The following is an 11,793-nucleotide window of genomic DNA, read 5'->3' as shown; positions in this document are numbered from 1 at the left end:
TTTCATTTGAGCATTTACTGGATATACTCACAGTTAACTGTATAAAAAGACAGGTGAGACATGAAGCCGTTAACGCCACGCCAACAACAAGTCTTCGATTTGATTAAAAGTAAAATCGATGACACCGGAATGCCACCAACTCGTGCAGAGATTGCGCGTGAGCTTGGCTTCCGCTCTGCGAATGCCGCAGAGGAACACCTAAAAGCGCTTGCTCGTAAGCAAGCAATTGAAATTATTCCAGGCGCTTCTCGTGGGATTCGTATCCTGCTTGAAGACGCAGCCAATGATGAGCAGGGTTTGCCTTTGATTGGTCAAGTCGCAGCGGGTGAGCCAATTCTGGCTCAAGAGCACGTAGAGGCGCACTACCAAGTCGATCCTGCGATGTTCAAACCGCAAGCGGATTTCTTACTTCGTGTAAATGGCGAGAGTATGAAAGACATCGGGATTATGGATGGCGATTTGCTCGCGGTGCATAAAACCCAAGACGTGAGAGACGGTCAAGTTGTCGTTGCGCGTGTTGATGATGATGTGACTGTGAAGCGTTTGGAGCGCAAAGGTTCAACCATATTACTGCATGCTGAGAATGAAGAGTTTGCCCCAATCCAAGTGGACTTAACGTCTCAGCACCTTACGATTGAAGGCTTAGCCGTTGGTATTATTCGCAATACCGATTGGATGTAAGTGTGTTTAAGCAGCCCAGTTGATCTGGGCTGTTTTGTCTTTTCTCTTTTTCTACTTCCTCCAAAAGCTTGCTCATCATCTTGACCTTGTTTGTTTTGACCAATTTATAAGCTTGATAATGTAATTGATATTCATTATCATCTTTATTAATGTCTATGTTTTCTCTCTGGCGCAGGAAATGCCCATGTCTCAGTCTAAACATCAAGTTCCTAACCATTTATTAAAGCCACTGTTATTGCGTAGCCGTGAAAGCATGGTCGACAATGGCTTGGTGTACGATCCGATAGCTGCTAAAGCGTGTTTGAGCTGTAAGATGGCGCCGGATTGTTTGAGTGGTGATATTGCGCAGAAGCAACTGCTGCACGTGACGCTGACTCAGCTTTGTGACCAGCAGGTTAGTCACTTCTTACAGCAGTATCCCGATGCTTGGATAATCAATGTTGGAGCGGGGTTGGATACCCGCTTTTATCGTTTGGATAATGGACGCTGCCATTGGATAGAGCTGGATGTGACGGAAAATTTGGTATGGCGTCAGCGTTTGTTCCACAAAAATGAACGTTATGAACATCGCTGTGGCAGTGTGGATGAAATGTCGTGGCTAGAGACGTTAGCCATTCCAGAGCAAGCACCGGTACTCATTTTATGTGAAATGGCACTGCTCGATTGCACAGAGCGTCAAGTCGCGAAATTTATTCAAACCTTAGGTCGACATTTTGTTTCTGCTGAACTGTGTATGGTGCTGGCAGGAGATTTAACGGAAACCAAGTGGGGACAAAAGCTTGGCTCTGATCGTTATGCTCATGGCTTTGAAGCGCCTGCAGCACAGATATTGCAATGGTTACCATGGGCACAGTGGGTGAAAGCTTTCTCGCCATTCGATAGATTCTGTTCTCGTTGGAAAGCTTGGCAGCGTTGGCTTAATAAGATTCCAATGTTGAAGCATCGCCTCACGCCAGTACTCGTTCATATCAAGTGGTAATTGGCTAGTCGTTAAGCGCTCAGGTACACTCGTCGATCTTACTGATGAGGTGCCTGTGACAAATTCAATCTTCTCTCCTTTATCTAACCCAAAAGTTCATCGCCAAGTCTTAGCTTTAGCGATACCTATGGTGCTGTCGAATATTACTGTTCCATTGCTCGGTTTGGTCGATGCTGCGGTGATTGGTCATCTAGACCACGCTTGGTATTTGGGCGGTGTTGCGTTGGGCAGTACCATGATCAGCGTGACATTTTGGCTGCTTGGTTTTTTGCGTATGTCGACTACTGGGTTGGCGGCGCAGTCCTATGGCGGTGAAGACCGAAAGCAACTTGCCTTAGTGTTCATGCAAGGCTCACTTATGGCGCTGCTGTTTGCGTTAGTCTTCCTTATTGCCCATAACCCGATTGCTGATTTGATCTTTGGCTGGAGTGACGCCAGTGCTGAAGTGAAGCACTACGGCATGCAATATTTCTCTATCCGAGTGTGGAGTGCCCCCGCTGCGCTAATGAACTTTGTGTTGTTGGGATGGTTGCTCGGAACGCAAAATTCCAAAGCACCAATGTGGATGGTGATCATCACTAACGTGACGAATATTGTCCTCGATTTGTTGTTTGTGATTGGTTTGGGGTGGAAAGTAGAAGGCGCTGCACTGGCATCGGTGATTGCTGACTACTCAGGCATGGGTTTTGGTCTCATGTGTGTCTGGAAAACCTGGCGAGAGAGGCAATTACCATCACCTCAAAAGTTGCTAACCAGCACTCAACACGGTTTAGGGCGATTCGTGAAATTGAATCGTGATATTTTCTTACGCTCTTTGTGTCTGCAAGCGGCTTTTAGCTTTATGACGTTCCAAGGCGCGAGCTTTGGTGATGAGGTTGTCGCTGCAAATGCGGTTCTGATGAGCTTCCTGATGATTATCTCGTATGGCATGGATGGCTTTGCTTACGCAATGGAGGCCATGGTCGGGAAGGCGATTGGTGCCAAAGATAGGCAACAATTGAGTGAATCGCTTGTCGGCACTTTCTTTTGGAGTTTGGTTATTTGTTTAGGACTGACCGCGCTCTTTGGTTTGGCGGGATCGCAGTTGATCGCCATGATCACTTCAATTGAGGCGGTACAACAGCAAGCAGCGGTATATCTACCTTGGCTGGTGGTGATGCCACTTGCGTCGATGTGGTGCTTTCTATTGGATGGCATTTTTGTCGGTGCAACCAAAGGCAAAGACATGCGCAATAGTATGTTTGTCGCGACCAGCAGTTTCTTCGTTGTCTTTTACTTATTCGCCGAGTGGGAAAATCACGCGCTGTGGTTTGCAATGACGAGCTTTATGTTGATGCGGGGTATTGGTTTAGGGGTTATCTTTCTCTACCAATGGCACAAGGATACCTTCCTAACACAATGTTGATATAAAAACAGCAGGTCCAAGCCTGCTGTTTTTCTGTCTGCTATCAAGAAGCATAGATTAGAACAAGCGGTTCAAACCATTCAACGCAGCGACACGATACGCTTCGGCCATTGTTGGATAGTTGAAGGTGGTATTGACGAAATACTCGATGGTATTCGCTGAGCCTTTTTGCTCCATAATGGCTTGACCGATGTGGATAATTTCCGCAGCACGTTCGCCAAAGCAGTGAATCCCTAAAATTTCTTTGGTTTCACGATGGAACAATATCTTCAAGCTGCCGATGTCTTTCCCTGCGATCTGTGCACGAGCTAGATGCTTGAACGAAGAGCGTCCTACTTCATACGGTACTTTCGCAGCTGTTAGCTCTTGCTCGGTTTTACCCACAGAGCTAATCTCTGGGATGGTGTAGATACCCGTTGGAATATCATCAATCAGGTAGTTTTCTGCCTGACCTTTCGTAATGGCTTGTGCGACAAATCGCCCTTGGTCATAAGCGGCGCTTGCAAGGCTAGGGTAACCGATGACATCGCCTACAGCGTAAATGTGTTCGATATCGGTTTGGTAGTTACGGTTTACTTTTAGTTGTCCGCGAGAGTCCGCTTCCAGACCCACTGCACCCAAATTCAACTTATCGGTGTTACCTGTTCGACCATTCGCATACAACAAGCAGTCTGCCTTCATCTTCTTGCCAGATTGTAGGTGAATAATCACGCCATCTTCTGTGCCTTCGATTTTTTCATAGGTCTCATCATTACGAATTACTACACCGCTGTTCCAGAAGTGGTAAGACAGCGCATCTGACACTTCGTTATCCAAAAACTCCAACAAGCGGTCGCGGGTATTGATAAGGTCGGTTTTCACTCCAAGGCCGCGGAAGATAGAAGCGTATTCACAACCGATAACGCCCGCACCGTAAATGATGATATGGCGAGGGTCGTGTTTCAGGCTCAAAATGGAATCACTGTCGTAGATGCGCTCATGCAAGAAATCTACGTCGTTAGGCTGATACGGACGAGAACCCGTCGCGATGACAAACTTATCTGCAGAATAGATTTCTTCTGTACCGTCGCTTTGCATCACTGCAATTGAGTAGTTATCGATAAATCGCGCGGTTCCGAACAAAAGTGTGCATGAGTTACGGTCATAAAAGCCCTGACGAAGTCGAGTTTGCTTATCAATGACCGATTTAGCATGACCTAAAATGTCAGAAAATGTTGCATGAACGCTGGTGTTGTTTCGACAAAATAGCGGGTTGCTATTAAATTCGATGATGCGGCTAACGGCATGACGCAGTGCTTTTGATGGAATGGTACCCCAGTGAGTACAACCGCCGCCGACACTGCTTTCTTTCTCGACAATGGCAACATTCAGTCCCGCTTTGGTTAATCCCATTGCAGCCCCTTCTCCGCCAGGGCCACTACCGATTACGATCACGTCATAGTGATTAACATGCGCCATGATGCCTTCCTTGTTATATTTGCTTAACATTGCTTTAGCGCGATTTTAACTCATTTACTCTATTGGTACACGTCATGCCTGTTAGAGAGTGGAAGTGATCACGCAGAATCGACCAAAAGGGTGATTTGGTATGTTGTATGTCTATAAATTGCATCGAGAACATTGCAATTAGATGCATGCCAATAGTAACGTTCTCGGCGCTCAGAGCGAGCGAAGCAACATATCTTTCTCCGTAGGAGCAAATTGCGTTATATTGAGGCTCTTGTACCCTACAGAAAAAGAGCAAGTTAAGAATGAAATCGATGGGAATCCGCGCACAGCAAAAAGAGAAGACACGTCGATCATTGATCGATGCGGCATTTAGTCAATTAAGTGCGGATCGCAGCTTTTCCAGCCTTAGCTTGCGAGAAGTCGCCCGAGAGGCAGGGATTGCACCGACTTCTTTTTACCGTCACTTCAAAGATATGGATGAGCTAGGCTTAACCATGGTTGATGAAGGCGGTTTGCTACTACGTCAACTGATGCGTCAGGCGCGTCAACGTATTGTGAAAGAAGGTAGCGTAATTCGTACCTCGGTCGAAACCTTTATGGAATTCATTGAAAGTAGTCCGAACGTTTTTCGTTTGTTGTTGCGTGAGCGCTCCGGCACTTCTGCTGAATTTCGTACCGCTGTTGCTCGAGAAATCCAGCATTTTGCGGCAGAATTAACCGAGTATTTAATGAGCACCGGCGTGACCAGAGAAGAGGCGTATACTCAAGCAGAAGCGTCTGTGACTTTGGTTTTCAGTTCGGGAGCTGAAGCTTTAGATTTAGATCGACGTGAGCGCGATGAACTCGCCGAGCGATTGATCATGCAATTGCGAATGATAGCCAAAGGGGCCTATTGGTATCGCAAAGAACGTGAACGTAACCGATTAAAAGGCGGGATAGAATAATGTCGAATGGAAATAAATCTGAAAAGAAAACGCTGATTTTGGCACTGGTTGCAGGTATGTGTGGTGATGCTTTGTTGTCATGGTTGACCATGAGTGAAGTGTCTTTTTCAATCTTCCCATTGATTGCACTCGTACTGGCTGTACAAGCTCTTTACCAAGAGTACCTAAATAATCCGGTATCAGAAGATATCCCATTAGTTGGCTTGGCGTGTTTCTTCGTAGGTGCGTTTGGTCACTCTGCGTTTATTAAAGCGCAATACCCAGAAGCAGGCTCAAACTTCTTCGCGATCATGGTTTCAATGATCTTACTCGCATGGATTGGTAAGAAGCTAGGTTTTGTCAGCAAGAAGACTTCTGCGGAATAAGCAAAACGAATCAAATTAAAAAGCGAGCCATTGAGCTCGCTTTTTGTATTTGACGCCGTGGGTTACACTTTGCGTTCCAATAGCACTCCCGCTTCCATGTGGTGGGTATAAGGGAATTGGTCAAACAGAGCAAAACGCGTCACGTTGTGTGTTTCGCATAGAATGTCCAAGTTCTCTTTTAGAGTCTCAGGGTTACAAGAGATGTACATGATGCGCTCGTAACCTTGCACCATCTTACAAGTATCGACATCCATCCCAGCACGTGGTGGATCGACAAAAATCGTGTTGCAGTTGTAGCTCTCCAGATCCACACCTGCATCTTGTAGACGACGGAATTCACGCTTACCTTCGATCGCTTGAGTAAATTCCTCTGCTGATAGACGTAAGATTTGTACGTTATCAATCTTATTGGCGGCGATGTTGTACTGTGCAGATACCACAGATGGCTTCGCTAGCTCAGTTGCCAGTACGCGGTCGAAATTCTGTGCCAACGCCAGCGAGAAGTTACCGTTACCACAGTAAAGCTCTAGTAGGTCGCCAGTGCTTTCTTGGGTACAGTCGACCGCCCATTCCAGCATCTTCTCTGCGACTTTGCCGTTCGGCTGAGTGAAGCTGTTCTCCACTTGTTGGTAGATGTAGCTTTGACCATTTACATCGAGCTTCTCGATCACGTAGTCGCGGTCTAGGACAATCTTCATCTTACGAGCGCGACCAATGATGTTTAGGTTAAAGCCTTCATCATTTAAACGCTGTTTAAGGGCTTTCGCGTTTTCAATCCACTCTTCATCAAGTTGGCGATGGTAAAGGAGTGAAACCAGAATCTCACCACTTAGCGTCGATAGGAAATCCACTTGGAACAGTTTACGACGTAGTGAGTCGTTGTCTTTCATCGCTTCAACCAATAGCGGCATCAGGTCGTTGATCAGACGGCTTGCTGCAGGAAATTGGTCAACACGGTATTTCTCACGAGTTTCTTGGTTGAACATGATGTAGTAAAGATCTTCGCCTTCATGCCAAACACGGAACTCAGCACGCATGCGGTAGTGCTGCTCTGGTGATTCAAACACTTCCAGTTCTGGCATGTTGTATGGCGCGAACATGTCCGTGAGACGTTCGACTTTTTCAGCCAGTTGTTCTTGGTAGCGTTGTGGGTTTACATCAAGAGTAGCCATGATCTTACCTTTTATGGTGCATTCAATTTAAGAGCGCAGATTTTATTCAATCTCAATAGGATGTCCAGTTTTGTACTGGAATTGATTTAAAGATAGTGCGTACAGGCAGAGTAGAAAGCAAAATCAATCAAAACGTTACAACTTCTAAGGGCAATATTGGCTGGACAAATAATCAATAGCTGAATAATATTTGCCTCAAGTTGGTGCTATCTAGCAATCTAGATGGCTGAAATGGGAATCTGGTGTGAATCCAGAACTGACGCGCAGCGGTAAAAGAGAACGAACGCTCATCAGACACTGCATTAGTTTATGTGGGAAGTCGAGCAAGTAGGCGGTACACCCGTGCTCTTGAGTCCGAATACCTGCCAACAACTGAGCCACAGCACTGGACTGTCATGATGACAGGGCTCGGAAGGAATTACGCGATTTAGGACAATACAATGAGAAAATCCGCACTGGCGATCACTTTGGCATCGCTGCTTTCACCTGTCTCTTATCTACAGGCCCAAGAAACCTCCACTGACGAAACCATCGTTGTTACTGCAAACCGTTTTGAGCAAGCCGAAAGCCGTACGTTGGCAGATGTCGAAGTAGTTACACGACAAGACATCGATCGCATTCAAGCGAAAACCCTACCAGATGTATTGCGTCGCCTTACGGGGATTCAAGTTTCACAAAATGGTGGTCGTGGTCAGTTAGCGTCTTTATTTGTTCGTGGAACCAGTTCCGACCAAGTTTTAGTACTGGTTGATGGCGTACGTTTTGCGCGAGCAGCGAAGGGCGCTGTGGACTTTAACCAAATCCCACTTACTTACGTTCAACGTATTGAGTACGTGCGTGGTGCGCGTGCGTCACTTTATGGCTCAGAAGCGATTGGTGGCGTGATCAATATCATCACCATTGCGCGTGCTGACGAAGAAGGAACGAAGTTAAGTGCGGGTTTAGGTAGTTTAGATTATCAAGAATTGAGTGTGGCATCTGGTATTAAAGTCACAGAGAGCGGCCAGCTAAATATCGCGCTTGGTAGTGAAAGTGATGATGGTTATAACGTTCGTCCTGTACCGGGAGTTAATGACGGTGATCGCCATGGCTTTGATACAAAGAATGGTCTGCTAGGTTACGTGCATAACTTCAATGACCAGTGGTCTGCATTTGGTAACCTACGTGCTTACGAAAATGTTTATCAATATGACAGCAGCTACGGCAGTCGCGGTTACTACGAAGCAGAAAAAGATGATCTTTCTGTCACTCTGGGCGGTAAGTATCAGTCTGATAATGTGATGTCAGAACTACAAGTAACGGCACAGAAACAGAAGTCTTGGAACTATGAGCAAGCAAAAGGCAAACACTCAGGTACTGAAGATGAACTTGAGCAGCAAAATGTCCAGTGGACCAACAGTTACTTGCTAAACAACAATACGACGTTTGCTGGTGGTATTGATTGGCGCAACGAGTCTTATAAAGACAAGAGTGCGAATAAAACGTTTGATCGGACCAATGGTGCTCTGTTTGGTATGGCAACCACTAGTATTGATAAAGCAATGCTCGAGGGCAGTGTTCGCCTTGATGATAACGAAGAATACGGTAGTGAGTTCACTTACAGTTTAGCGGCTGGTTACCAGTTTGTACCAGAGTTTGGGGTTAAAGCCTCTTTTGGTACTGCATTTAAGGCTCCAAACCTATATCAACAGTATGACCCAACATACGGTGAGAAAGATCTGAAGCCGGAAGAGTCAGATGCTTGGGAGCTAGCATTCAGCGGTGATGTCCAAGGCGTTTTTTGGTCCGTAACGGGTTATGACTATATAATCACGAATCTTATCGATTACCATCCAACCACATACAAATATTTGAATGTCGATGGTGAAACACATATCCAAGGTGTGGAGCTTGTTGCTGAGTTTGATACAGGGATTGTGCAGCACCAGTTGAGTGCAGATTACAAAGATGCTGAAGACGATAAAGGGCATCAGTTGCAGCGCCGCGCTAAAGAAATGTATAAGTGGAATGCTTTAGTGAGCTTCGATAAAGTGGATTGGTCGGTTAGCTATCAGTACGTCGGTAAGCGTCCAGATGTGGATTACAGCACTTGGCCTTCACAAGATATTACGCTTTCTTCTTACTCGTTGGTTGATACGGCGGTGACTTACTATCCGAATGAGTCGACCTCTATTAGTGCTCGTATCGATAATCTACTTGATGAAGAGTATGAGATGGCAAAAGGTTACCCTGCTGCAGAGCGAGCGTACTATCTCAACGTTGGCTACGAATTCTAATCGTGAATGAGCACAAACCGCCTTCGGGCGGTTTTTAATATTTTGTGGTGGAAAATCGAATGAAGAAACCCAAGCGAGTTGTGATCAGCTGGTCCAGTGGTAAAGATTCGACATTAACGCTTGAGCGCCTTAACGAGAATCCAAATTATCAAGTTGTCGGTTTGTACACGACTTACGTAGGGAAAGAAGTCCCTTTCCAAGCAACTCCGCTTGAAGTCGTACAAATGCAAGCAGACTTACTTGCGCTTCCGCTCATTACTATCGAGCTACCTGAAATCTTTCCAAGTAACGACATTTATCAATCGACCATCGTTAATGCATTACAAAGTAGTGGTCTGAACATAGAAGCTGTCGCATTTGGTGATATGTTTTGTAATGGCATTGCCGATTACCGACGCAGCTATATTGAACCTGTTGGCTGGGAATGCGTCTTTCCTCTATTAGGGGAGAGCAGCGAAAAACTAGCGATGGAAATCATAGAGCGTGGTATTCAAACTATGTTAATCACCATCGACGGAAGAGTTCTCCCTCCAGAATGGTGTGGTCGCTGGTATGACAAAGCCCTAATAGAGTCATTACCAAGTCAAATTGATCCCTGTGGGGAAAATGGTGAATTTCACACATTGGTCACGTCTTCGCCATCTTTTCAAGGACATATCGAGTTGACGAAGCGAAATGTAGAATCTGGAGATAGATTCAGCCATCAAAGATACCATGCTAAAGCATTGCCAAAACAAATCTACGCAGTATGATCGCAACGTTTCTGTTCTTTAGGTAAGACTCGTGCGAGTAGCAAGTAAGAAAAAAGTCCTAGTTTTTGACTCTGGTGTTGGTGGTCTTTCTGTATTCCAAGAGATACATCGCCTATTGCCCCAGCTAGACTACTTATACTTATTCGATAATCAGGCTTACCCTTATGGTGAACTCGATCAGGCTGTACTCGTTTCACGAGTTAACCAACTGGTCTCTTCTTTAGTCGAAGAACACCAAGCCGACATTGTCGTCATTGCTTGCAACACGGCGAGCACCATAGTGCTTCCTTCCTTACGCGAAAATTTATCGATTCCCGTTGTTGGTGTTGTCCCTGCGATTAAACCCGCATCGCTTTTAGCATCAAAAGGGGTAGGGCTGATCGCCACTCCGGCGACAGTAACACGCCAATATACTCACGAGTTAATACGGGACTTTGCGCAAGGCAAACCAGTTGAGCTGGTGGGATCAACTCGCTTGGTAGATATGGCCGAAGAGAAGTTGCGAGGCAACAGCGTTTCTCTCGACGAACTGACAAATATCCTGCTTCCCCTTCGCGATAAAGTCGATGTTGCGGTGCTCGGTTGTACTCACTTCCCTTTAATCAAAGAGGAGATTCATCAAGCTTTGGGTGGGGACGTTACTTTAATTGATTCAGGCGCAGCGATTGCACGTCGAGTAAAAGCATTGCTATTAAGTGATGAAATTGAGGATACAGAAGAGGGAAGTAAGTCGATTTATGCCAGTGCAACTCCTTGGCAGGAAGATGCACTGAACATTTGTTTAAAGAAGCTAGGTTTTAATCCTGTTCAGGTTTACCACCATCCGGATGTTTAGGATCGTTCGCAATTCTCACTTTTAGCGTTCTCTCCATATATTCCTTTTCATTAAGTTTAGCGATAGCTGGCTTGGCATCTGCCGCAGCCATCACTACAAAACCAAACCCTCTTCTTTTTCCAGTACGCTTATCTTTCATTAAGCGTACCGCATAGACCTGTCCATATTCAGCAAACAAATCGCGAACATGACTCTCATTGGCCTTATAAGGAAGGTTGCCGACATACAGCGTTTTAGTTGAAGGATCAGGCTCCGAAGATTGAAGAACAGGTGTTTTGCTAGAAAATGAAAAAAGAAAAGCAGTAGCGATAACACCAATGAGGAAGCTCAAGGCTGGTGGGATGATGAATTGAGAGAAAATGATTCCCCCAACGATGGCCAGCCCAACACATAAAATCAGATTTTTTTTAGACGTCATTTTAATTACTACACATAGTGATAAAGAGATCGATTGTCCATTAACAGAATAGACACATGAATCTTACGTATATGGTTGGTGTTTTTCCAACCAATTGCTGTGATATGTCTCAAATGTGACGAAGAAATATGCAAATATCGCACTTTTGGCTAATTTGTGACCGGTTGGTTTTTTATTTGCAAAAAACACTTGTACTAATTTCTCAACTCCCTATACTGCGCATCCACCGACACGGAGTGAGACGAAAGTCACACAGCGAGTCGGGAAGAGAGAAAATAAATTTGAAAAAATGCTTGACTCTCTCACGGTGTGAAGTAAGATACGCACCCCTAACGACGAGCAACTAAGTTGCTGAAAATGTTAGAAAAGCTCTTTAAAAATAAGAACCTATCAATCTGTGTGGGCACTCGTTGATGATAATCCAATTCGATACTTCGGTATCAAATTAGGTTTCAATGAAACGAAGTGACCATTGAATCTTCGGATTCAGCACAGTCAATTCAAACATTACTTTATG

Annotated in this window: 11 protein-coding genes and 1 riboswitch; of the genes, 8 read left to right on the top strand and 3 right to left on the bottom strand. The window is 45.3% G+C overall.

Annotated elements, in window-relative coordinates; all coding sequences use genetic code 11:
* Positions 1-60: 60 nt before the first annotated feature.
* The 3 genes from lexA to dinF all read left to right on the top strand — a co-directional run bounded on the left by lexA (position 61) and on the right by dinF (position 3,065).
* The gene (gene lexA, locus R7Z50_RS21965; protein WP_005378682.1) at positions 61-681 is read left to right on the top strand and encodes a transcriptional repressor LexA; all 621 of its coding nucleotides are present in this window, start codon (positions 61-63) and stop codon (positions 679-681) included.
* Between the two features lie 184 nt (positions 682-865).
* Positions 866-1,660 (top strand): class I SAM-dependent methyltransferase, encoded by a 795-nt coding sequence (locus R7Z50_RS21960; RefSeq protein ID WP_005378679.1) that lies wholly within the window; start codon positions 866-868, stop codon positions 1,658-1,660.
* Between the two features lie 55 nt (positions 1,661-1,715).
* Positions 1,716-3,065: an MATE family efflux transporter DinF gene (gene dinF / locus R7Z50_RS21955; RefSeq protein ID WP_182039476.1), complete on the top strand. Its 1,350-nt coding sequence runs from the start codon at positions 1,716-1,718 to the stop codon at positions 3,063-3,065.
* Between the two features lie 57 nt (positions 3,066-3,122).
* On the opposite strand, the gene sthA is transcribed toward dinF, so the two are convergent.
* Entirely contained in the window at positions 3,123-4,553 is a 1,431-nt protein-coding gene (sthA, locus tag R7Z50_RS21950) for a Si-specific NAD(P)(+) transhydrogenase (protein ID WP_005389689.1), read from the bottom strand.
* A 263-nt stretch (positions 4,554-4,816) separates the two neighbouring features.
* On the opposite strand from sthA, the gene fabR reads away from it, so the two are divergent.
* On the top strand, positions 4,817-5,458 hold the full coding sequence (fabR, locus tag R7Z50_RS21945; RefSeq protein WP_005378632.1) for an HTH-type transcriptional repressor FabR: 642 nt from the start codon (positions 4,817-4,819) through the stop codon (positions 5,456-5,458).
* Positions 5,458-5,823 carry a YijD family membrane protein gene (locus R7Z50_RS21940; protein ID WP_005378634.1) on the top strand — a complete coding sequence of 122 codons (366 nt, stop codon included), beginning with the start codon at positions 5,458-5,460 and terminating at the stop codon, positions 5,821-5,823. Before fabR ends, R7Z50_RS21940 begins: the two co-directional genes overlap by 1 nt.
* A gap of 62 nt (positions 5,824-5,885) precedes the next feature.
* Here R7Z50_RS21940 and trmA read toward each other — a convergent pair whose 3' ends face one another.
* Positions 5,886-6,995 (bottom strand): tRNA (uridine(54)-C5)-methyltransferase TrmA, encoded by a 1,110-nt coding sequence (trmA, locus tag R7Z50_RS21935; RefSeq protein ID WP_206971034.1) that lies wholly within the window; start codon positions 6,993-6,995, stop codon positions 5,886-5,888.
* A gap of 184 nt (positions 6,996-7,179) precedes the next feature.
* Positions 7,180-7,380, top strand: a riboswitch (cobalamin riboswitch).
* A gap of 55 nt (positions 7,381-7,435) precedes the next feature.
* Between trmA and btuB the strand changes: the two genes are divergently transcribed.
* From btuB to murI, 3 genes are read left to right on the top strand one after another with little or no spacing between them, the layout of a single operon-like run.
* Positions 7,436-9,271 (top strand): TonB-dependent vitamin B12 receptor, encoded by a 1,836-nt coding sequence (btuB, locus tag R7Z50_RS21930; RefSeq protein WP_206955045.1) that lies wholly within the window; start codon positions 7,436-7,438, stop codon positions 9,269-9,271.
* A 59-nt stretch (positions 9,272-9,330) separates the two neighbouring features.
* The gene (locus R7Z50_RS21925; protein WP_017636068.1) at positions 9,331-10,023 is read left to right on the top strand and encodes an ATPase; all 693 of its coding nucleotides are present in this window, start codon (positions 9,331-9,333) and stop codon (positions 10,021-10,023) included.
* 31 nt (positions 10,024-10,054) lie between these two features.
* The gene (gene murI / locus R7Z50_RS21920; protein ID WP_017636067.1) at positions 10,055-10,858 is read left to right on the top strand and encodes a glutamate racemase; all 804 of its coding nucleotides are present in this window, start codon (positions 10,055-10,057) and stop codon (positions 10,856-10,858) included.
* Here the strand turns inward: murI and R7Z50_RS21915 are convergent.
* Positions 10,821-11,276: an RNA-binding protein gene (locus R7Z50_RS21915; protein WP_017821270.1), complete on the bottom strand. Its 456-nt coding sequence runs from the start codon at positions 11,274-11,276 to the stop codon at positions 10,821-10,823. The genes murI and R7Z50_RS21915 overlap by 38 nt on opposite strands.
* Positions 11,277-11,793: the final 517 nt, after the last annotated feature.

The sequence above is a fragment of the Vibrio sp. 1249-1 genome (genome assembly GCF_033340495.1).
This window is presented reverse-complemented; position numbering and strand designations above follow the sequence as displayed.